Raw genomic sequence first — 22,561 nt, 5'->3', positions numbered from 1 at the left:
TTGTGGTGCAAGCGACGAAACGAAGCCTTTGAAACACCTGACTTTTTTGAAGTCAGGCTCGTGTGGGAGGGCGAGAGCCCCATTTCCACAGAAGTCTTTTTCCTGCCAATGAGTTAAAAAAAAGGGCTTGGGGAATAAATCCCCAAGCCCTCAAAAGGTGAGAGGTGTCTAGTCCCTCGACCTGGTGAGCGTGGCGCTTCGTGCTCTTCGTTAAAAGAGCAAGCGCCGGCGTTGCGTTCGGTTAAGCCTTCAGAGGCACCAGACGCGGAGCAATCATGTTTTCCGGGCGCAGAATGTCGGCGAGCATTTCGTCGTCGAGCAAGCCTTCTTCACGCACCAGTTCCAGCACGCCGCGGCCGCTTTCCAGCGCGATACGGGCGATGCGAGTGGCGTTTTCGTAGCCGATGTACGGGTTCAGCGCGGTGACCAGGCCAATCGAGTGTTCGACCAGTTCGCGGCAACGCTCTTCGTTGGCGGTGATGCCGACGATGCAGTGCTCGCGCAGCATGTCCATGGCGCGTTGCAGCAAGCGGATCGAGTCGAAGATCTTGAACGCGATCAGCGGCTCCATCACGTTCAATTGCAACTGGCCGCCTTCGGCCGCGATGGTCAGGGCCAGGTCGTTGCCGATGATCTGGAACGCTACCTGGTTCACGGCTTCCGGGATAACCGGGTTGACCTTGCCGGGCATGATCGAGCTGCCTGGCTGACGCGCCGGCAGGTTGATTTCGTTGATGCCTGTGCGTGGGCCGCTGGACAGCAGGCGCAGGTCGTTGCAGATCTTCGACAGCTTGACCGCGGTGCGCTTGAGCATGCCGGAGAACAGCACGAAGGCGCCCATGTCAGAGGTGGCTTCGATCAGGTCAGCCGCCGGAACCAGCGGTTGACCGCTGATCAGTGCCAGACGCTGAACGGCCAGGAGTTGGTAGCGTGGGTCGGCGTTGATGCCGGTGCCAATCGCGGTGCCGCCCAGGTTCACTTCGGTCAGCAGCTCAGGAGCCAGTGTCTTCAGACGCGCCAGGTCTTCGCCCAGCGTGGTGGCGAAGGCGCGGAATTCTTGACCCAGGGTCATCGGCACGGCGTCTTGCAGCTGGGTACGACCCATCTTCAATACGTGGCTGAACTCTACACCTTTGGCCGCGAACGACTGGATCAGGCTGTCGAGACTGGCCAGCAACGCATCGTGACCCAGCAGCAGACCCAGACGGATCGCGGTCGGGTAGGCGTCGTTGGTCGACTGCGCCATGTTCACGTCGTTGTTCGGGTGCAGGTATTGGTATTCGCCTTTCTGATGACCCATGGCCTCCAGTGCGATGTTGGCGATGACTTCGTTGGCATTCATGTTGGTCGAAGTGCCAGCGCCGCCTTGAATCATGTCCACCACGAACTCTTCGTGGAAATCGCCGCGGATCAAACGTGCACAGGCTTCGCTGATGGCAGCGTGCTTGGCTTCGCTCAGGTGACCCAGCTCGCGGTTGGCGTCAGCGGCGGCCTGCTTGACCATCGCCAGACCGACAACCAGCTTCGGGTAATGCGAAATCGGAACGCCGGAGAGACGGAAGTTGTTCACCGCTCGCAGGGTCTGGATGCCGTAATACGCTTGCGCAGGTACTTCGAGTACGCCAAGCAGGTCTTTTTCTATGCGGAAAGATGCAGCGGAGGACATGATAGAAATCATCTCGATATGGACCCGGTCTGTGCCGGAACACTGCAAATGCTAGGCTTGTGCAGAATTTTCGGCCAATGCTGTTAAACACTGGCCTATGCACATTCGGCATAATGCCCATGTGACGCCGCGTGTGCGGCGAGCGTGTGACCTAAATTGGTGCGTGTCCGGGAGGACGTGATGAATCTGGAAAGTAAATGGCTCGAGGACTTTAGCGCCTTGGCCGCCACCCGAAGCTTCTCCCAGGCTGCCGAACGACGGTTCGTAACGCAGCCAGCGTTCAGCCGCCGAATCCGCAGCCTGGAAGCGGCGCTGGGGCTGCAGCTGGTCAATCGCTCGCGCACGCCGATCGAGTTGACGGCGGCGGGGCAGCTGTTCCTGGTGACCGCGCGAACCGTGGTCGAACAGCTCGGCGAAGTGCTGCGCCACCTTCATCACCTGGAGGGCGGACAGGGCGAGGTGATGCAGGTTGCTGCCGCTCACTCGTTGGCATTGGGTTTCTTTCCACGGTGGATCGCGCAATTGCGTAATGAAGGCCTGAACATTGCCACGCGGTTGGTGGCAACTAACGTCGGCGACGCGGTGCATGCGCTGCGTGAAGGTGGTTGCGACTTGATGCTGGCCTTCTATGACCCGGACGCGGCATTGCAGATGGACCCGGAAATCTTCCCGTCGCTGCACCTCGGCCACACCGAGATGCTGCCGGTGTGCGCGGCGGATGCCGACGGCAAGCCGTTGTTCGACCTGGAGGGCGAAGGCAGTGTGCCGCTGCTCGCCTACAGCGCCGGTGCGTTTCTCGGACGTTCGGTGAACATGTTGCTGCGCCAGCGTGCGCTGCGATTCACCACCATCTATGAGACCGCCATGGCCGACAGCCTGAAAAGCATGGCGCTGGAGGGATTGGGAATTGCCTGGGTGCCGCAACTCAGCGTTCGCGCCGAACTGGCGCGCGGTGAACTGGTGGTCTGCGGCGGCCCGCAATGGCATGTGCCGCTGGAGATTCGCCTGTATCGCTGCGCGTTGGTGCGCAAGGCGAATGTGCGGTTGTTGTGGCGCAAGCTTGAAGGCGGCGCAGCCCAGGGCACAACCGGGCAATAAGGTTTTGTAGGAGCCAGGCTTGCCGGCGAAGGCGTCCGTAAGATCGCCTTCGCCGGCAAGCCTGGCTCCTACAGGTTAGGTCGATTTAAGATGTTTTTGCCTGACCTGCGAGTCAATAAAACCGGGACTTTGCGCCGTATGACAGATGGTCGTTTCGGGGGCTGTTTATCTGCTTCATTGAGGTATACTGCGCGGCCTTCGGCCGGTTCGACTGGCCATAATTCGTACAATCAAGCCACGCATTTGCGTGGCTTGTTGTTTTTTGACGCGCCTGCGGGCGCCCAGAGAGAAGAGGCACGACGATGAGTGCACTGGTTGGCGTGATCATGGGCTCCAAGTCCGATTGGTCCACCCTTAGCCACACCGCCGATATGCTGGAAAAGCTCGGCATTCCTTACGAGGTGAAAGTGGTCTCTGCCCACCGCACCCCGGACCTGCTGTTCCAGTACGCCGAAGAGGCCGAGGCGCGTGGCATCGAGGTGATCATCGCCGGTGCCGGTGGCGCGGCCCACCTGCCTGGCATGTGTGCGGCCAAGACCCACCTGCCGGTGCTGGGCGTTCCGGTGCAGTCGTCGATGCTGTCTGGCGTCGATTCGCTGCTCTCAATCGTGCAGATGCCAGCAGGCATCCCGGTTGCCACCCTGGCCATCGGCAAGGCCGGCGCGATCAACGCAGCGCTGCTCTCGGCGAGCATCCTCGGCGCCAAGCACCCGCAGTTCCACGCGGTGCTGAAAAAATTCCGCGCTGAGCAGACAGACAGCGTCCTGGAAAATCCAGACCCACGCATCGCCTGAGGTTGTTGACGATGAAGATCGGTGTAATCGGTGGCGGCCAGTTGGGTCGCATGTTGGCGCTGGCGGGCACTCCGCTGGGCATGAACTTCGCTTTCCTGGACCCGGCGCCGGATGCTTGCGCAGCCGCACTGGGCGAACACCTGCGGGCCGATTACGGCGATCAGGATCACCTGCGTCAGTTGGCCGATGAAGTCGATCTGGTGACCTTCGAGTTCGAAAGCGTCCCGGCTGAAACCGTGGCGTTCCTGTCGCAATTCGTCCCGGTCTACCCAAGCGCCGAAGCCCTGCGCATCGCCCGTGATCGCTGGTTCGAGAAGAGCATGTTCAAGGACCTGGGGATTCCCACCCCGGCGTTCGCCGACATTCAATCGCAAGCCGATCTGGATGCCGCCGTCGCTTCTATCGGTCTGCCAGCCGTGCTGAAAACCCGCACTTTGGGTTACGACGGCAAGGGCCAGAAAGTCCTGCGCAAACCGGAAGATGTGGTCGGCACCTTCGCCGAACTGGGCAGCGTGGCCTGCCTGCTGGAAGGTTTCGTGCCGTTCACCGGTGAAGTTTCGTTGATCGCCGTGCGCGCTCGCGATGGCGAAACAAAGTTCTATCCGCTGGTTCACAACACCCACGACAGCGGCATCCTCAAGCTGTCCGTGGCCAGCACCGATCACCCGCTGCAAGCACTGGCCGAAGACTACGCCAGCCGCGTACTTAAACAGCTGAAATACGTCGGCGTGATGGCGTTTGAGTTCTTCGAAGTCGACGGTGGCCTCAAGGCCAACGAAATCGCCCCGCGTGTGCACAACTCCGGGCACTGGACCACCGAAGGCGCCGAATGCAGCCAGTTCGAAAACCACCTGCGGGCCGTTGCGGGCCTGCCGCTGGGCTCGACGGCCAAGGTCGGCGAGAGCGCAATGCTCAACTTCATCGGTAAAGTGCCGGAGACCGACAAAGTCCTGGCCATCGCCGATTGCCATTTGCACCACTATGGCAAGGCGTTCAAGGTCGGCCGCAAGGTCGGTCACGCCAACCTGCGCTGTGCTGACAAGGCCACGCTGGAGCAGCAGATCCTCAAGGTCGAAGCGCTCATCGCCGAATAAATAGTTTCATGTGGCAGCGGCGGAACCATTAAGGCTCGCCGTTCTCTCATGGCAGGATGCCAAAGTCTGACTAGGCTTGGGGCTAGGTATCCTGTCTCACCAATACTGTTCCTTTTTGACGGCGTCTGTTGCCGTCATGCTGCGTTGCCGCTCCTCGCCATAGCAGGCTATGACTCGTCGCGGCGCCTTGCCTGACGACAACAGCCACTCGCCAAAAGAGGAACGTATTGGTGAGACAGGACACACAAAACCATTCAGAGGGAAATGCCATGGGAATTATCGGAACCATCTTTATCGGCTTGATCGTCGGCCTGCTGGCTCGGTTCCTGAAACCGGGCGATGACAGCATGGGCTGGATCATGACCATCCTGCTCGGTATCGGCGGTTCGCTGGCGGCCACTTACGGCGGTCAGGCTCTGGGCATCTATCGCGCGGGCGAAGGTGCAGGCTTCATCGGTGCGCTGGTCGGCGCGGTGGTGTTGCTGGTGATCTACGGCTTGATCAGAAAGAACTGATTCAAGCGACAAAGTCCTCTCTGCGGCGCACGCGGGGAGGGCTAGAATGCTCGGCGTTATACAGTCCTTTCCTTACCGAGCAACTCCATGCGCCGTCTTTTTTTGACTCTCCTCCTTTTGGGCAGTGGTTTGGCCCATGCCGGCGAACTGCCGGAAACCGACTGGCTCGAACTGATGCCCAAGTCGGACCAGAAGGCCCTCGAGGCCATGCCCGAAATCGACCACAACTCCCCCGAAGCCACTGGCACCTTTACCGAAAAGGGTGGCATGAAGCAGAGCAAGGGCTTGCCGGCGGTGATGTATTCGACCAAAACCGTGCCGTCGATGAACGACAAGAACATCCGCATCGGTGGTTATCCGGTGCCGCTGGAGTCCGACGCCAAGGGCCGCAGCACACTGTTCTTCCTCGTACCGTACCCGGGCGCCTGCATCCACGTGCCGCCACCGCCGCCGAATCAGTTGGTGCTGGTGCGTTATCCGAAAGGTTTGAAGCTGGATGATATCTACACGCCGCTGTGGGTGATCGGCACGCTGAAGATCGAGAAGGTCAACAATGATTTGGCAGATGCGGCGTATGCGCTGGATGCGGCGAAGGTGCGGGTAGTCAAAGAGTCGGATTTGTAGGAGATCAAATGTGGGAGCGAGCCTGCTCGCGATGGCGGTTTAACAGTCAACATTGATGTTGGATGTTATGGCCTCATCGCGAGCAGGCGAGGGTGTAATTAGTTTTGTGTAAACGGTCATTTGGCAGGAGACTGCCTACCCCAAGGAAATCCAATGACCGAGTCAAAACCCAAGCGAGCCAAACGAGTCAAGCCTGATCCTGAGCTGGTTAAACTGGCCGACAGTCTGTTGGCCAATTACAAAAAGCCCGAAGATCTCATCGGCGAAAACGGCCTGCTCAAACAGCTCACCAAGATGCTGGTCGAGCGGGCCCTTGAAGCCGAGATGACCGAACACCTGGGGCACGACAAAAGCGCGACGATCACCAACACCGCCGCCAATGCGCGCAACGGTCACAGCGGTAAAACCCTGAAGGGCGACTTCGGCGAACTGCCGCTCGACATCCCTCGCGACCGGCAGGCGTCCTTCGAGCCGCAGTTGGTGGCCAAGCATCAAACCCGCTGGACGGGCTTCGATGACAAAGTCATCTCGCTGTACGCTCGCGGTTTGAGTGTCAGAGAAATTCAGGCGCACTTGCAGGAAATGTACGGCACCGAGGTCTCTCCCAGCCTGATCTCGGCGATTACCGACGCGGTGAGTGATGAGGTCAAACTCTGGCAGGCGCGGCCGCTGGACGCGCTGTACCCGATCCTCTATCTGGACTGCATTCACGTCAAAGTGCGCGATGCCGGCGCCGTGCGCAACAAGGCGGTTTATCTGGCCATCGGCGTCAACATGGCGGGTCACAAAGAGGTGCTGGGCTTGTGGATCGCTCAAACCGAAGGCGCAAAATTCTGGCTGCAAGTGGTGACCGAACTCAAGAATCGGGGCGTGCAGGACATCTTCATCGCCTGCGTGGACGGCCTCAAAGGCTTCCCTGAGGCGATTGAAACGGTTTACCCAAAAGCCGTCGTTCAGCTGTGCATCGTGCACATGGTGCGCAACAGTTTGAACTTCGTATCGTGGAAACGGCAGAAGGAAGTCGCGGCTGACCTCAAGCTGATTTACACCTCGGCCACCGCCGAGCTGGCTGAGCAACGGCTCTGCGAATTTGAAGCCAAATGGGACGCCGAGTACCAATCGATCAGCCTGTCATGGCGACGAAACTGGGCTCGGGTGATTCCGTTTTTTGACTATCCAGCCGAAATTCGCAAGGTGATCTACACCACCAATGCCATCGAATCGATCAACATGAGTCTGCGTAAAGTGATCAAAACGCGTGCGTCATTTCCGACCGACGAGGCGGTGATGAAGCTGTTTTATCTGGCGCTGAACAACATCAGCAAAAAGTGGACAATGCCGATCCGGGACTGGAAAGCGGCTTTGAATCGCTTCAGTATCCAGTTTGAAGATCGGCTGTTAACGGTTTAATAGAAATCCCGTTTACACAAAATCAGGGACACCCTCGAGCTGGCTCGCTCTCACATTGGTTTTGCGGTGTTACAGCGGTTTGCTGCCGATGCTCACGCCCAGTGTATGGCTCGCCCCCGGCGCCAGTGTCACCACGTCATCCATCACATTCGCCGTCTCGATGCATAGCATCTTCTGCCAGCCATCGTCTGCCATGTCGCTGAACGCCGCCGCGCGTTCGATCCACGGGTTCCAGATCACCGCCGTGCGCGAACCACTGCTGGTCAGCTCGATGCGTCGTTCCCACGCCGGGTCGACAATGCTCAGCTTCGCCGGGGTATTGAGGTAGATGCGATCAGTCTCGCCGGTAAAACGCAGCTCACCGGTCTGAGCCTTGGTTTTCCAGTCATCCAGCGTCTCGATGTAACTCAAGCCATCCAGCCCTTCGACCTGCACATTACGCACATCACTGACCGCGAAATAGCTGTGCAGCGCCTGGCTGATGGTGACTTTGTCAGTGCCGCGATTGTGGCTGGTCAGGCTGATGTGCAGTTGCTCATCCAGACGAATGCTCAGCTTCAGATCCACCTGATGTTGCCAGCCAGGGAAGCCGCCTTCAGGGTAGGGCAGGATGAATTGCACGTTCAGGCTCTCGCCCTCGGCTTCGATACCGCCCAGTTCCCAATCCATCGCCCGGACAAAACCGTGGGCGGTTGGCGGTTCGTTGCTCACGCGCATCGCCTGGACGCTTTGCGGGTTGCGCGGGAAATTGCCAAACCACGGCCAGCACACCGGAACGCCGGCACGGATGCTCTTGCCGGTCTTGAACACAGCCTCGTCGTTCAGCCAGATCAGCGGCGGTTGGCCGGCCAATTGATAACTGAGGATGTGCGCGCCTTGCTGGGCAACCAGCAATTCGGCCTGACCGTGGCGGATGCGCCAACAGTTCAGTTCATCCAGTTTCACGGCTTCAACGTTGGGCGTGCTCATGGGGCAACTCTCGATCAGGAACAATGACTGCAATGGACCGCAGAAACGTTGCGGTGTTTAACGCGCGCGCGGAGGAACCGAACGGGTACGGCCGCTGCCATCGATTGCGACAAACACAAACACGGCTTCAGTCACTTTACGCCACTCGCTGGACAGCGGATCGTCGCTCCAGACTTCGACCATCATCTGAATCGAGCTGCGGCCGATTTCCAGCGCCTGGGTATAGAAGGAGAGCTGAGCGCCCACCGCTACCGGAACCAGGAACGCCATGCGATCAATTGCAACGGTCGCCACGCGTCCGCCAGCGACTTTGCTGGCCATTGCGGTGCCGGCCAGATCCATCTGTGCGACCAGCCAGCCGCCGAAGATATCGCCGAATCCGTTGGTTTCACGCGGAAGCGCGGTGATTTGCAGGGCCAGGTCGCCTTGCGGAATTGGATCTTCTTGTTCGAGCTCTATCATGCCGGGGGTGCCTCTGACCCGTGACTCTTCATAAGTACTTCACGTGAATAGCCGTCTCAAGGAAAAACGATTCAGCCCGAACATACTACGTCCGTCACGTTTTTCGTAAGGCGCCTAAAGGGAAACTCTGCGAAAGCGACTGAACCAAGCAATTACCTTGCCTGACAGCCAGCGCGTTTTCGCACAGCAACCCCTTACAAATGCTGCAACGCAGCGAGTATATCGGTCGGTAGACTCCGAGACGACCGTCCGGTTCTCATTTTGACCGTCAAATATGCACCTCTATGTGCTTTTTCGAACAATTTGCTATCGTGCCGGACCTGCCCAAGCCCCCGCCAGCGTTGTTGGGGTTGCAGATCCGACTATAAGAGAAGCCCTTGCCATGACCACAGCGCCCTCTAGCATCGCGCAGCCGACCCAGCCTGCACGACCGTTAACCCGTAGCGACTACAAGACTTTATCGCTGTCTGCCTTGGGTGGCGCGCTGGAGTTTTACGACTTCATCATCTTTGTGTTCTTCGCCACAGTGGTGGGCAAACTGTTCTTCCCGGCGGACATGCCCGAGTGGCTGCGCCTGATGCAGACGTTCGGCATCTTCGCCGCCGGCTACCTTGCTCGTCCGCTGGGCGGCATTGTCATGGCGCACTTCGGCGATCTGCTGGGCCGCAAGAAGATGTTCACCCTGAGCATTTTCATGATGGCGGTACCGACCCTGATCATGGGCTTGCTGCCGACCTATGCGCAGATCGGCATGTGGGCGCCGATCCTGTTGCTGCTGATGCGGGTGATTCAAGGCGCGGCAATTGGGGGGGAAGTGCCGGGCGCGTGGGTATTCGTTTCCGAACACGTCCCGGCGCGTCATATCGGTTATGCCTGCGGCACTCTGACGAGCGGTCTGACGGCTGGCATCCTCCTGGGTTCATTGGTCGCCACCGCGATCAACAGCATTTACACCCCGCTGGAAGTGTCCGATTACGCCTGGCGGATCCCATTCCTGCTGGGCGGCGTGTTCGGGCTGTTCTCGGTCTACCTGCGCCGCTGGTTGCACGAGACCCCGGTATTCGCCGAGCTGCAACTGCGCAAAGCCCTGGCCGAAGAAGTGCCGCTGCGCGCTGTGTTGCGCGACCATCGCGGTGCGATCCTGATTTCCATGCTGCTGACCTGGCTGCTGTCCGCCGGCATCATCGTGGTCATTCTGATGACCCCGACCGTGCTGCAGACCGTTTACCACTTCTCGCCGACCACGGCGTTGCAGGCTAACAGCCTGGCGATTGTGTTCCTGAGCTTTGGCTGCGTGGCGTCCGGTGCTTTGGCTGATCGATTCGGTGCTGGTCGAGTGTTCGTGTTTGGCAGTGCTGCGCTGTTGTTCAGCTCGTGGACTTTCTATCACAGCCTGTTCAATCACCCGGACTGGCTGTACCCGATGTACGCGTTGACAGGCTTCCTGGTCGGCACCATCGGTGCAGTGCCGTACGTGATGGTAAAAGCCTTTCCGGCGGTGGTGCGCTTTAGCGGGTTGTCGTTCTCCTACAACATGGCTTACGCCATCTTCGGCGGCCTGACCCCGATGGTCGTCACTTTGCTGCTCAAGGAAAGCCCGATGGGGCCTGCCTACTATGTGGCGATCATTTGTGGGGTCGGGATTCTGGTAGGCGCTTACCTCTGGAAGAAGGGCCGCTAAGCCGACTGACGCCTTCGCGGGCAAGCCTCGCTCCTACAGGATATGCATTAATTCCAACATGGCGTATTTCCTGTAGGAGCGAGGCTTGCCCGCGAAGAACGATGACGCGGTATCCCTTCAAAACATCGAATGCTGGCCTTTCATCTAATTGTCATATTTCAGCCATAGAGTGTTCACACGGCCTGCTGATACTTGGCCCCGACTTAACACACCTATCTGCTAGGAGTAAGGCATGAAACTGAAGCGTTTGATGGCGGCAATGACTTTTGTCGCTGCTGGCGTTGCGACTGCCAACGCGGTTGCCGCTGTTGACCCTGCTATCCCGAGCTACACCAAAACCACTGGTGTGTCGGGCAACCTGTCCAGCGTCGGCTCCGATACCCTGGCCAACCTCATGACCCTGTGGGCTGAGAACTACAAAAAAGAATACCCGAACGTAAATATCCAGATTCAGGCCGCCGGTTCCTCGACCGCGCCACCTGCGCTGACTGAAGGCACCGCTAACCTGGGTCCGATGAGCCGCAAGATGAAGGACAACGAGCTGCAGGCCTTCGAAACTAAATATGGCTACAAGCCAACCGCTATTCCGGTTGCCGTGGATGCCCTGGCTGTGTTCGTGCACAAAGACAACCCGATCCAGCACATGACCATGGAACAAGTCGACGCGATCTTCTCGTCCACTCGTCTGTGCGGCGCTAAAACCGACGTGAAAACCTGGGGTGACCTGGGTGTGACCGGCGACCTGGCGAACAAGCCGGTTCAACTGTTCGGTCGTAACTCGGTATCGGGCACCTATGGCTACTTCAAAGAAGAAGCCTTGTGCAAAGGCGACTACAAGCCAAACGTCAACGAACAACCAGGTTCGGCTTCGGTCGTGCAGTCGATCAGCTCCTCGCTGAACGGCGTTGGTTACTCGGGCATCGGCTACAAAACCGCTAGCGTGAAGACGGTAGCTTTGGCCAAGAAAGGCAGCACCGAGTTCGTCGAAGACACCGAAGAAAACGCCCTGAACGGCAAGTACCCGCTGTCGCGTTTCCTCTACGTTTACGTCAACAAAGCCCCGAACAAGCCTCTGGCCCCGCTGGAAGCCGAGTTCGTGAAGCTGATTCTGTCCAAACAGGGTCAGGAAGTTGTAGTGAAAGACGGCTACATCCCACTGCCGGCCAAGGTTGCTGCAAAAGCACTGGCTGACCTGGGTCTGCAAGAAGGCGGCAACGTCGTAAAGAAGTAAAACCTTGAGTCCGGGATGATTTCCGGGCTCCAGTGGGAGCGGGTACGCCCGCTCCTACACCCCCAAATTTTTGATCCACTGCCAGTTCCCACTGGCGGCGGATTTGTTGCGTCACTGCATTGTCATCTTTCTGTCATATAGGACCGCTAGGGTGTGCGCATGAATGATCTGGCCAATTCCACCATGACTACTAATCCTCCCAAGCGAATTGATTTCAATACGCCTGAGCTGCAACGCAAGCGCCGCATCCGCGCGCTCAAAGATCGCCTGACCCGCTGGTACGTCCTCGTGGGCGGCCTTGCCGTTCTCGGCGCGATCACGCTGATCTTCTTCTTCCTCGCCTACATCGTCTTCCCTCTGTTCCAGGGTGCCGACCTGACGACCAAGGACGCCATCACGCCGGCCTGGATGCAAGACGCCGGCAAGCCGTTGATGATCTCCCTGGAAGAACAGAACCAGGTCGTCATGCGGGTTTCCGACAAAGGGCAGGCGCTGTTCTTCGACATCGACAGTGGCGCCGAACTCAAGCGCGTCGATCTGCCGGTTCCGGCGGGTGCCAGCGTCACGTCCATCGGTGAAGACCAGCCCGGTCATCCGCTGGTAGCGATGGGTTTCTCCAACGGCCAGGCCTTGGTGTTCCGTCACACCTATAAAGTCAGCTACCCGGATGGCAAGAAGACGATCACGCCAGCCATCGAGTACCCGTACGGCGAAACCCCGATAGCGCTGAACGAGGCGGGCGGTGCGCTGGAGCATGTCAGCCTCAACGCCACCGACACCACGCTGATGCTTGTCGGCTCGACCGGTGCGCAACTCAATGTTCTATCGCTGACCAGCGAAGAAAACATGATGACCGGCGAAATCACCAACGAGCAGAAGCGCATCGATCTGCCGCAGATGACCGAGCCGGTGAAGAACATCTTCGTCGACCCGCGCCAGCAATGGCTGTACGTGATTAACGGTCGCGCCCAGGCCGACGTATTCAGCCTGCGTGACAAGAGCCTCAACGGTCGTTACAAGCTGCTCGAAAATGGCGATGCCGAGATTACCGCCAGTACTCAATTGGTCGGCGGTATCTCGCTGATCCTGGGTGATTCGAAGGGCGGTCTGGCCCAGTGGTTCATGGCCCGCGACCCGGATGGCGAGCAGCGTCTGAAGCAGATCCGCACCTTCCAGATGGGCACTACGCCAATCATTGAAATCACCGCCGAAGAACGTCGCAAAGGCTTTGTTGCTCTTGACGCTGCGGGCAAGCTCGGCGTGTTCCACAGCACCGCTCACCGCACCTTGCTGGTGGATCAGGTGGTCGATGGCCAAGGCCTTTTCGGTCTGTCGCCACGGGCCAACCGCATCATTGTGGAGCAGGGCGGCAAGCTGCAACCGCTGCTTCTCGACAACCCGCACCCGGAGGTTTCCTGGAGCGCGTTGTGGAGCAAGGTCTGGTACGAGAACTACGACGAGCCTAAATACGTCTGGCAATCGACCGCCGCCAACACCGACTTCGAACCGAAGCTGAGCCTGTCGCCACTGACCTTCGGCACCCTGAAGGCCGCGTTCTACGCCATGCTGCTGGCCGCACCACTGGCCGTCGCCGCTGCGATTTACACCGCGTACTTCATGGCCCCGGGCATGCGCCGCAAGGTCAAACCGGTGATCGAATTGATGGAAGCGATGCCGACGGTGATCCTCGGTTTCTTCGCCGGCCTGTTCCTCGCTCCGTATGTGGAAGGGCATTTGCCGGGCATCTTCAGCCTGCTGATGCTTCTGCCGATCGGCATTCTGGTGGCCGGTTTCGTCTTCAGCCGCCTGCCTGAGTCCATCCGCCTGAAAGTGCCGGACGGCTGGGAAAGCGCGATTCTGATTCCGGTGATCCTGTTCGTGGGCTGGCTGTCGCTGTACATGAGCCCGTACATGGAAACCTGGTTCTTCGGCGGCGACATGCGCATGTGGATCTCCCACGACCTGGGCATCACCTACGACCAGCGCAACGCTCTGGTGGTCGGTCTGGCCATGGGCTTCGCGGTGATCCCGAACATCTACTCCATCGCCGAAGACGCCGTGTTCAGCGTGCCTCGCGGATTGACTCTCGGCTCCCTGGCCCTCGGTGCCACGCCGTGGCAGACGATGACGCGGGTGGTGATCCTCACCGCCAGCCCGGGCATCTTCTCGGCACTGATGATCGGCATGGGCCGTGCGGTCGGTGAAACCATGATCGTGCTGATGGCCACCGGTAACACCCCGGTCATGGAAATGAACCTGTTCGAAGGTCTGCGAACGCTGGCCGCCAACGTCGCGGTGGAAATGCCCGAATCGGAAGTCGGCGGCAGCCACTACCGCGTGCTATTCCTCTCGGCGCTGGTGCTGCTGTTGTTCACCTTCGTCATGAACACCCTCGCGGAACTGATTCGTCAGCGTCTGCGCAAGAAATACTCGTCGCTTTAAGAAAGGTAGAAGTCTGTGAAACAGAACTCCCTGAACGGATGGTTCAAGAGCGGCGCCCCAGGCGTCTGGATCAGCGGTGGCGCGGTGTCCATCGCGGTCATCATGACGATTGGCCTGCTCGCGGTGATTGCCGTGCGCGGTCTGGGTCATTTTTGGCCGGCGGACTTGATTCACGCCAGCTACGACGTGCCGGGCCAGGCCAATCACCTGGTCATCGGCGAGATCGTGCAGAAAGAAGAAGTGCCGCGCGAGCGCCTGAAAAGCGCTGGCCTGCCAGTGCCCGATCAGGGCCCGGAGTTCATGACCCGCGAGCTGATCAAGGTCGGCAACCGTGACTTGAACGGCAACGACTTCACCTGGATCGTCGGCGAGTGGCTGACCAACCAGAAGACGCCGCCGGAGCTGATGGCCATCGAGCGCCGCGAGTGGGGCAATTTCTACGGCTACCTGGTCAACGTCAAACAGGAAGGCAAGGTTATTGCTGAAGGCGAAGCCGCGTGGCCTGAGTTGCAGGCTCGTGTTGACCGCGTCAACGAGCTCGCCGCACAGCTCAAGACCCTTGAAAAAGTAGACATCGGCGCGATCAACGCCGGCCTCGAACGCATCCGCCTGCACGGTCGCAAGCTGGAACTGGCCGGCACCCTCGACGCCGCCGCACAAGCGGACATGGAATCCGAGCGCGCCGAGCTGAACGCACGTTATCAGGACATCGAAGCACGTCTTGCCGATCTGCACGCCCAGTTCAACCGCGACAGCCTGACGGCCCGCGATGCCAACGGCAAAGAAGTCGTCATCGACATCGGCAAAGTGGTTCATGCCTACCAGCCGAACGCGATGGGCACCTTCACCAAGATCGGTTTCTACTTCAGCAAGATGTGGGAATTCCTCAGCGACGACCCGCGTGAAGCGAACACCGAAGGCGGGATCTTCCCGGCGATTTTCGGCACTGTGATGATGACCCTGATCATGGCGATGGTCGTGACGCCGTTCGGCGTGCTGGCAGCGGTCTACCTGCGTGAGTATGCGAAACAGAACACCATGACTCGTCTGATCCGCATCGCGGTGAACAACCTGGCGGGCGTTCCGGCTATCGTCTACGGCGTGTTCGGTCTGGGCTTCTTCGTCTACGTACTCGGCGGCTCGGTCGACCGGCTGTTCTTCCCTGAAGCACTGCCGGCACCGACCTTCGGTACGCCGGGCCTGCTCTGGGCCTCCCTGACCCTGGCGCTGCTGGCGGTGCCGGTGGTGATCGTGGCCACCGAAGAAGGCCTGGCGCGGATTCCTCGCACCGTGCGTGAAGGCTCGTTGGCCCTCGGCGCGACCAAGGCTGAAACCTTGTGGAAGATCGTGCTGCCAATGGCCAGCCCGGCGATGATGACCGGCATGATCCTCGCCGTGGCTCGCGCCGCCGGTGAAGTGGCGCCGCTGATGCTAGTGGGTGTGGTGAAACTGGCACCGTCGCTGCCACTGGACGGTAACTACCCGTACCTTCACCTTGACCAGAAGATCATGCACTTGGGCTTCCACATTTATGACGTCGGCTTCCAGAGCCCGAACGTCGAAGCTGCGCGGCCGTTGGTGTACGCCACGGCGCTGCTGCTGGTGCTGGTGATCGCCACGCTCAACTTGTCGGCCGTCTATATCCGTAACCACCTGCGCGAGAAGTACAAAGCGCTGGATAGCTAATACCGCCGCTCCCTGTAGGAGCCAGGCTTGCCGGCGAAGGCGATTTCAAGGACGCCTTCGCCGGCAAGCCTGGCTCCTACAGAACGGCAACACCGCTGGCCCATTTTGTGAGGCCAGCGGACAACCGAACCGAATTTGTTAGCACAGGGAGCCTCCCATGCAGCACGAAGCACATACCCACGGCATCAACATGTCGGCCTTGGGCCGCGATAAACAGAGCTTGAGCCTCGAGCAGGAAACCGTCGCCATCGAAGTGCCAGGCCTGAGCCTGTTCTACGGCGACAAACAAGCGCTGTTCGACGTCAGCTTGAACATTCCGAAACAGCGCGTGACCGCCTTCATCGGCCCGTCCGGCTGCGGTAAGTCCACGCTGCTGCGTACGTTCAACCGCATGAACGACCTGGTGGATGACTGCCGTGTCGAAGGCGCGATCAACCTCTACGGCAACAACATCTACCGTAAGGGCGAAGACGTGGCCGAGCTGCGTCGTCGTGTTGGCATGGTGTTCCAGAAGCCCAACCCGTTCCCGAAAACCATCTACGAAAACGTGGTTTACGGCCTGCGCATTCAAGGCATCAACAAGAAGCGCATCCTCGACGAAGCCGTCGAGTGGGCGTTGAAAGGCGCTGCGCTGTGGGACGAAGTCAAAGACCGTCTGCATGAATCGGCACTCGGCCTGTCCGGTGGTCAGCAACAACGTCTGGTGATCGCTCGCACCATCGCCGTGGAGCCAGAAGTGCTGCTGCTCGACGAACCGTGCTCGGCACTCGACCCGATCTCCACGCTGAAAGTCGAAGAGCTGATCTACGAACTGAAATCGAAGTTCACCATCGTCATCGTGACCCACAACATGCAACAGGCCGCGCGGGTTTCCGACTACACGGCGTTCATGTACATGGGCAAACTGGTGGAATTCGGCGACACCGACACCCTGTTCACCAATCCGGCTAAGAAGCAGACCGAGGACTACATCACCGGTCGTTACGGCTAGGAAGCTGTTGTTGCTCACTGAACTGACGCTGCGGTCCACCGCACCTTACCGGACGCTCCAAGGACGCCAACATGATTAGTAAAGAAGGCCTTACCCATCACATCTCCGCGCAGTTCAACGCTGAGCTGGAGGAAGTTCGCAGCCACCTCCTGGCCATGGGCGGTTTGGTGGAAAAGCAGGTTAATGACGCGGTGACCGCGCTGATCGAGGCCGACTCCGGCCTGGCCCAGCAGGTTCGTGAGATCGACGACCAGATCAACCAGATGGAACGCAACATCGACGAAGAATGCCTGCGCATTCTGGCCCGCCGTCAGCCGGCTGCATCTGACTTGCGTCTGATCATCAGCATCTCCAAATCGGTGATCGACCTGGAGCGCATCGGTGACGAAGCGACCAAGATCGCCCGCCGCGCCATTCAGTTGTGCGAAGAAGGCGAGGCGCCGCGTGGTTACGTCGAGGTTCGCCACATCGGTGACCAGGTGCGCAACATGGTGCGTGACGCACTGGACGCGTTTGCCCGCTTCGACGCCGACCTGGCGTTGTCGGTGGCCCAGTACGACAAGATCATCGACCGCGAATACAAGACCGCGCTGCGCGAGCTCGCGACCTACATGATGGAAGACCCGCGCTCTATCTCGCGGGTCTTGAGCATTATTTGGGTGCTGCGTTCGCTGGAACGGATCGGCGACCATGCGCGCAATATCTCGGAATTGGTGATTTACCTGGTGCGCGGCACCGACGTGCGTCACCTGGGCCTCAAGCGCATGAAGGAAGAAGTTGAAGGCACAAGTGCCGAAACCGCTAATGTTCCGGGCAAAGCTGACGATAAGTAAGACTGCCCAAGAAAAACGCCCGGTCCTTTGGCCGGGCGTTTTTTTGTGTGGTTTTCGACTTCAAAAGCAGCACCCGCGAACGAAAAGTCCCGGCGTGACTGAAGGTTTTTGGCAATGTGCCATCAGCAAAACGGTATGCTTGCCGGGATTTTTTCGAGGGGTGATGGATGAGCAAGATCAGTGTGTTGGTGGTGGACGATGCGGCGTTCATTCGTGACCTGGTAAAGAAGTGCCTGCGTAACTACTTCCCGGGTATCCGGACAGAAGATGCCATCAACGGCAAAAAGGCTCAGGCCATGCTGGCCAAGGAAGCTTTTGACCTGGTGCTGTGCGACTGGGAAATGCCGGAAATGTCTGGCCTGGAATTGCTGACCTGGTGCCGCGAGCAGGACAACCTCAAGACCATGCCCTTCGTGATGGTGACCAGCCGTGGCGACAAAGAGAACGTGGTCCAGGCGATTCAGGCCGGCGTTTCCGGCTACGTCAGCAAGCCGTTCACCAACGAACAACTGCTGACCAAGGTCAAACAAGCGCTGAACAAGGTCGGTAAGCTCGACGCCTTGATGAACGGTGCACCGACCAAAATGAACTCGGCCTTCGGCAACGATTCCCTGAGCGCATTGACCGGCGGCAAGGCTGCCGTGGTCGCGGCTCCGGCACCGGCGGCTGCACCTTCACGCGGCTTGCTCAGTAGCCCGCCGGTCAAGGCACCGGTCGCTGCTTCCGCACCGGCCAGCGGTCGTGGCCAAGGCCAGTTGCGTTTGCCAAGCGGCATTCAGCAATGCGTGATCAAAGCCTTGAGCATCAAGGAAGCACTGCTGGTGGTGAAACGCACCGACACGCTGCCACAAGTCCTCGACAGCGCCGTGCTCGATCTGGAGCAGGGCGACAACGCTGAAGTCGCGCGCCTCAATGGCTACTTGCACGCCATCGTCGCGTTTGAACCGAAACCCGACAGCGACTGGCTGCAACTGACCTTCCGCTTTGTGGATCAGGATGCGCAGAAGCTCGACTACATCTCCCGCCTGATTGCTCGTGGTACTGCGCAGAAGCATTTCGTACCCGGCGCGTAACGTGTACCGCTGATCGTTCCCACGCTCTGCGTGGGAATGCCTCCCCGGACGCTCTGCGTCCGCTTCGGTGGGACGCAGAGCGTCCCTTGCTGCATTCCCACGCAGAGCGTGGGAACGATCATTTGAAACATCTGCCGACTACCCGGGTCCATTGCAGCTGCTAGGCTCCTCCCCAGGCCTTACTCGACAGAATCTTGCCAATGCTCGCGCGCCTGTTGTTTTTCTGTGGTCTTTTCATGGCCTCCACCTCGGCTGTGGCCATGACTATCTACAAGTCCAAAGACGCCAACGGCGTGGTCTCCTACAGCGACCGCCCCACCAAAGGCTCCCAGGTGTTCGTTTTTCGTGATCGCATGGTTGAGCACCTTGAGCGCCAGGTGTACCTCGAGATCAAGAAGCAGAAGGGCGTGGACAACGTGTACGTGCGCAACGACCTGTATGCGCCGGTCGAGATCGAGCTGAGTTTTGCCGGGCTGAACAATGTCAGTGGCGCGCCGAGCCGACCGATCCGCCGGGTGATGCCGGCGCGCAGCAACATCCGTCTGGCGCTGCTCACGGCGACGAAACCCGGAAAGCCGCTGGCGTACACCCCAAGGTTCGAATATTCCCTGGGCGACCCTTCAGGGGCCGCCTTGGCCTATCGGTATCCGCTGCCCTGGCGTGGCGGGCCGTTTCGTTTGAGTCAGGGCGCCAACGGCCAGTACAGCCACTTCGGCGCCAAGAACCGCTACGCCATGGACATCGCCATGCCCGAAGGCACGCCGATCATCGCGGCGCGAGGCGGGGTGGTGGTGAAAGCCGAAAATGCTCAGACCGGACGCGGCACCGATCCGTCGGGCAATTTCGTGCGGGTGCTGCACGATGACGGAACCATGGGTGTGTACCTGCACCTCAAGCAAGGTTCAGTCAGCGTTCGCGAGGGGCAACGGGTCGCGGTGGGGAGTGCGCTGGCACTGTCGGGCAATACCGGCAACAGCAGCGGGCCACACTTGCACTTCGTGGTGCAGCGCAATACGGGGTTGGGGCTGGTGTCGATTCCGTATCAGTTCAATCAACCGGTGGGGAGTCTGCCGAACTTTGCGCTCGGCAAACAGTGAAGGTGATGGAGATTAATTGTGGCGAGGGGATTTATCCCCGTTGGACGGCGAAGCCGTCCCAATTCCTCTAAATACGACGGGGTCGCTTCGCGACCCAACGGGGATAAATCCCCTCACCACAAAAGCCCGCCAGCTCCTGATCAATCGAGCATCAACACCTTGGCCAGAATAATCTTCGGCCCTTTCATCTTCTTGATGATGATCCGCAAGCCTTCGACTTCCAGCACTTCTTCCTCTTCCGGCACCCGTTTCAGGGTTTCGTAGACCAGCCCGGCGAGGGTTTCGGCTTCGATGTGGTCCAAGTCGATGCCCAGCAGTCGTTCGACCTTGAACAGCGGCGTATCACCCCGTACCAGCAACTTGCCCGGTTGGTACGCGAGGATGCCGCGCTCAGCCTTGCGGTGTTCGTCCTGAATGTCGCCCACCAGCACCTCAAGTACGTCTTCCATGGTCAGGTAGCCGATGATGTTGCCATCGGCCTCTTCAACCAGGGCGAAGTGCGAGCCGCCCTTGCGGAACTGCTCCAGCAACTGAGACAGCGGCATGTGCCGCGACACACGCTCCAGCGGCCGGGTTAGTTCGGCGAGGTTGAACGACTCGGGGATGTGGTCCAGGGCCGCCAATTCGAGCAGCAGATCCTTGATGTGCAGCAGGCCGACGAACTCCTGGCTTTCGCTGTCGTACACCGGATAACGGCTGAACTTGTGGCGACGGAACATCGCCAGGATTTCCTTGAGCGGCGCGTTGAACTCCAGCGTCACCAGGTCTTCACGGGAGTTCGCCCAGTCGACCACTTCCAGCTCGCCCATTTCCACGGCGGAAGCCAAAACACGCATGCCCTGGTCGCTTGGGTCCTGGCCACGGCTGGAGTGCAGGATCAGTTTCAGTTCTTCACGGCTGTAATGATGCTCGTGATGCGGGCCGGGTTCACCCTGACCGGCGATCCGCAGGATCGTGTTGGCGCTGGCGTTGAGCAGGTAAATCGCCGGGTACATGGCCCAGTAAAACAGGTACAGCGGCACCGCGGTCCAGAGCGACAGCAGCTCGGGTTTGCGGATGGCCCAGGATTTCGGGGCCAACTCGCCGACCACAATGTGCAGGTACGAAATGATGAAGAACGCCGTGAAGAACGACACGCCTTTGACCACTTCGGCCGACTCTACGCCAACGGCGCTCAGCACTGGCTCGAGGATGTGCGCGAACGCCGGTTCACCGACCCAGCCAAGGCCCAGGGAGGCGAGGGTGATGCCCAATTGGCACGCCGAGAGGTACGCATCGAGCTGACTGTGAACGGTGCGCAGGATGTGTCCGCGCCAGCCGTTTTTCTCAGCGATGGCCTCGACCCGGGTCGAGCGCAATTTGACCATGGCAAATTCCGCCGCAACGAAAAAGCCGTTGAGCAAAACCAGGATCAGAGCAAAAAGAATCATGCCGAAATCGGCGAAGAGTGTCGCGAGGGTCAAGCCAGGGGAAGGGTCCATGATGGAGTTTTGCGGGTTCCGTGTATTCGAAAAGGGGGTCGATGCGGTGCCTGAAGGGCAGGCACAAGTCAGCCAATGTAGCGGCTGACTTGATGATTGCCTAGTGGCGAGTGCTGGCCGGTATCAGTCAGCCGTGCTGATGACCCGGGTTTTTGAGACCTGGGCCGGCGCGAAATGGCAGGTAAAGGTGCTGCCATGCCCCGGCACACTGCTGATTTCCATCCGCGCGCGATGCCGTAACAGTACGTGTTTGACGATCGCCAGGCCGAGGCCAGTGCCACCGGTGTTGGAGTTACGGCTGGAGTCGACGCGGTAGAAACGTTCGGTCAGGCGCGGCAGGTGTTTGCTGTCGATGCCAATCCCGGAGTCCTGCACGCTCAAATGTGCGCCTTGCTCATCGCCCCACCAGCGAATGCGGATATTGCCTTCGGCCGGGGTGTATTTCACCGCGTTGAACACCAGATTGGAAAACGCGCTGCGCAACTCGGCTTCGCTGCCCTTGAGCAGAATCGTCGGATCGGCTTCCAGGGTGATGCGTTGGTTTTTCTGGCCGGACAACTGCTGGGCATCGCCAGTGATCGATTGCAGCAAGCCGTCGATGACCACCGGCTGGTTGTCCGACGGGTAATCGGTGGCTTCCAGTTTGGCCAACAGCAGCAAGTCGTTGAGCAAGGTCTGCATGCGCCCGCCTTGCTGCTGCATTTGCTGCAAGGCACGGGTCCAGCGCGGGTTCACCTCCTCGACGTTGTCGAGCAGGGTTTCCAGGTAGCCGCAGATCACCGTCAGCGGTGTGCGCAATTCGTGGGACACGTTGGCGATGAAGTCTTTGCGCATCTGTTCCAGCTGATGAATGCGCGTCACGTCGCGCACCAGCATCAGGTGTTCGTTGTTGCCGTAGCGGGTGATGTACAGCTGAATGCGTACGCGATCATTGGTCGGCGAAGGAATTTCCAGCGGTTCGGCGTAGCTGTTCTGCTCGAAATATTCCTTGAAGCGCGGATGGCGTACCAGGTTGGCGACCGGCTGACCGCTGTCTTGCGGTGTCTTGAGGCCGAGCAGGGTCTCGGCGGCGCGGTTCCACCATTCCAGGTTGCCGTCGCTGTCGAGCATGATGACGGCGTCTTTCAGCGCGGCGGTGGATTCCTGAACCCGGTCGATCACCGCTTGCAGACGTCCGCGCACACGTTGGTCACGGCGTTGCAGGTGATAGATGCTGTCGAACACCTCACCCCACAGGCCATAGCCGTCGGGGGGGGCTTCGTCGGCTTTGTGCAGCCGCAGCCATTCGTGCAGCCGCAGCAATTGCTTGAGGGTCCAGGCCAGGTAAAGGCCCAGGCCCGCGGCGAGGCTCCAGCCGTAGTAGCCGGTAATCAGGCCGATCACCAAACAGCCGGTCACCAGCAACAACATGTGG

Annotated in this window: 19 protein-coding genes; 14 read left to right on the top strand and 5 right to left on the bottom strand. The window is 59.5% G+C overall.

The window, feature by feature from the left end; genetic code table 11:
* Nucleotides 1–241: 241 nt before the first annotated feature.
* Nucleotides 242–1,666, bottom strand: a complete 1,425-nt coding sequence (aspA, locus tag ACYZTM_RS14835; RefSeq protein WP_131058960.1) for an aspartate ammonia-lyase — start codon at nt 1,664–1,666, stop codon at nt 242–244.
* 180 nt (nt 1,667–1,846) lie between these two features.
* On the opposite strand from aspA, the gene ACYZTM_RS14830 reads away from it, so the two are divergent.
* From ACYZTM_RS14830 to ACYZTM_RS14805, 6 genes are all read left to right on the top strand, one after another.
* A complete protein-coding gene (locus ACYZTM_RS14830; RefSeq protein ID WP_131058959.1) occupies nt 1,847–2,764 on the top strand; it encodes a LysR substrate-binding domain-containing protein in 918 nt (305 codons plus the stop codon).
* 302 nt (nt 2,765–3,066) lie between these two features.
* Nucleotides 3,067–3,558, top strand: a complete 492-nt coding sequence (gene purE, locus ACYZTM_RS14825) for a 5-(carboxyamino)imidazole ribonucleotide mutase (protein ID WP_008150032.1) — start codon at nt 3,067–3,069, stop codon at nt 3,556–3,558.
* Between the two features lie 11 nt (nt 3,559–3,569).
* Nucleotides 3,570–4,652: a 5-(carboxyamino)imidazole ribonucleotide synthase gene (locus tag ACYZTM_RS14820; protein ID WP_131058958.1), complete on the top strand. Its 1,083-nt coding sequence runs from the start codon at nt 3,570–3,572 to the stop codon at nt 4,650–4,652.
* A gap of 269 nt (nt 4,653–4,921) precedes the next feature.
* Nucleotides 4,922–5,167: a GlsB/YeaQ/YmgE family stress response membrane protein gene (locus tag ACYZTM_RS14815; RefSeq protein WP_131058957.1), complete on the top strand. Its 246-nt coding sequence runs from the start codon at nt 4,922–4,924 to the stop codon at nt 5,165–5,167.
* Between the two features lie 87 nt (nt 5,168–5,254).
* Complete coding sequence (locus tag ACYZTM_RS14810; RefSeq protein WP_461989048.1) at nt 5,255–5,791, top strand: DUF3299 domain-containing protein; 537 nt, start codon at nt 5,255–5,257, stop codon at nt 5,789–5,791.
* A gap of 153 nt (nt 5,792–5,944) precedes the next feature.
* Nucleotides 5,945–7,201, top strand: coding sequence for an IS256 family transposase (locus tag ACYZTM_RS14805; protein WP_461964636.1), 1,257 nt, complete (start codon nt 5,945–5,947; stop codon nt 7,199–7,201).
* Between the two features lie 69 nt (nt 7,202–7,270).
* Here ACYZTM_RS14805 and ACYZTM_RS14800 read toward each other — a convergent pair whose 3' ends face one another.
* Complete coding sequence (locus ACYZTM_RS14800) at nt 7,271–8,170, bottom strand: D-hexose-6-phosphate mutarotase (RefSeq protein ID WP_131062511.1); 900 nt, start codon at nt 8,168–8,170, stop codon at nt 7,271–7,273.
* 57 nt (nt 8,171–8,227) lie between these two features.
* Nucleotides 8,228–8,632, bottom strand: a complete 405-nt coding sequence (locus tag ACYZTM_RS14795) for an acyl-CoA thioesterase (RefSeq protein WP_007896491.1) — start codon at nt 8,630–8,632, stop codon at nt 8,228–8,230.
* 382 nt (nt 8,633–9,014) lie between these two features.
* Here ACYZTM_RS14795 and ACYZTM_RS14790 point away from each other — a divergent pair, with 382 nt between their 5' ends.
* The 8 genes from ACYZTM_RS14790 to ACYZTM_RS14755 all read left to right on the top strand — a co-directional run bounded on the left by ACYZTM_RS14790 (nt 9,015) and on the right by ACYZTM_RS14755 (nt 19,666).
* Nucleotides 9,015–10,313 carry an MFS transporter gene (locus tag ACYZTM_RS14790; RefSeq protein ID WP_461989047.1) on the top strand — a complete coding sequence of 433 codons (1,299 nt, stop codon included), beginning with the start codon at nt 9,015–9,017 and terminating at the stop codon, nt 10,311–10,313.
* Nucleotides 10,314–10,545: 232 nt separating this feature from the next.
* Nucleotides 10,546–11,544, top strand: coding sequence for a phosphate ABC transporter substrate-binding protein PstS (locus tag ACYZTM_RS14785; protein WP_131062509.1), 999 nt, complete (start codon nt 10,546–10,548; stop codon nt 11,542–11,544).
* 408 nt (nt 11,545–11,952) lie between these two features.
* Nucleotides 11,953–13,986 carry an ABC transporter permease subunit gene (locus ACYZTM_RS14780; protein ID WP_178083851.1) on the top strand — a complete coding sequence of 678 codons (2,034 nt, stop codon included), beginning with the start codon at nt 11,953–11,955 and terminating at the stop codon, nt 13,984–13,986.
* 15 nt (nt 13,987–14,001) lie between these two features.
* Nucleotides 14,002–15,672 carry a phosphate ABC transporter permease PstA gene (gene pstA / locus ACYZTM_RS14775; protein ID WP_131062507.1) on the top strand — a complete coding sequence of 557 codons (1,671 nt, stop codon included), beginning with the start codon at nt 14,002–14,004 and terminating at the stop codon, nt 15,670–15,672.
* Between the two features lie 157 nt (nt 15,673–15,829).
* Nucleotides 15,830–16,663, top strand: coding sequence for a phosphate ABC transporter ATP-binding protein PstB (gene pstB / locus ACYZTM_RS14770; protein WP_131062506.1), 834 nt, complete (start codon nt 15,830–15,832; stop codon nt 16,661–16,663).
* A gap of 71 nt (nt 16,664–16,734) precedes the next feature.
* Nucleotides 16,735–17,496 carry a phosphate signaling complex protein PhoU gene (phoU, locus tag ACYZTM_RS14765; RefSeq protein ID WP_007896483.1) on the top strand — a complete coding sequence of 254 codons (762 nt, stop codon included), beginning with the start codon at nt 16,735–16,737 and terminating at the stop codon, nt 17,494–17,496.
* Nucleotides 17,497–17,663: 167 nt separating this feature from the next.
* Nucleotides 17,664–18,569: a response regulator gene (locus ACYZTM_RS14760; protein WP_131062505.1), complete on the top strand. Its 906-nt coding sequence runs from the start codon at nt 17,664–17,666 to the stop codon at nt 18,567–18,569.
* Nucleotides 18,570–18,769: 200 nt separating this feature from the next.
* Nucleotides 18,770–19,666: a peptidoglycan DD-metalloendopeptidase family protein gene (locus tag ACYZTM_RS14755; RefSeq protein WP_461989046.1), complete on the top strand. Its 897-nt coding sequence runs from the start codon at nt 18,770–18,772 to the stop codon at nt 19,664–19,666.
* Nucleotides 19,667–19,806: 140 nt separating this feature from the next.
* On the opposite strand, the gene ACYZTM_RS14750 is transcribed toward ACYZTM_RS14755, so the two are convergent.
* Both ACYZTM_RS14750 and phoR read right to left on the bottom strand, forming a co-directional pair.
* The gene (locus ACYZTM_RS14750) at nt 19,807–21,147 is read right to left on the bottom strand and encodes a hemolysin family protein (protein WP_131062503.1); all 1,341 of its coding nucleotides are present in this window, start codon (nt 21,145–21,147) and stop codon (nt 19,807–19,809) included.
* A gap of 123 nt (nt 21,148–21,270) precedes the next feature.
* Complete coding sequence (phoR, locus tag ACYZTM_RS14745) at nt 21,271–22,557, bottom strand: phosphate regulon sensor histidine kinase PhoR (RefSeq protein WP_461989141.1); 1,287 nt, start codon at nt 22,555–22,557, stop codon at nt 21,271–21,273.
* Nucleotides 22,558–22,561 lie beyond the last annotated feature (4 nt).

Source organism: Pseudomonas sp. MDT2-39-1, from assembly GCF_054898085.1.
The sequence above is the reverse complement of the archived record's forward strand: the minus strand, read 5'-3'. Positions and strand labels throughout refer to the sequence as shown.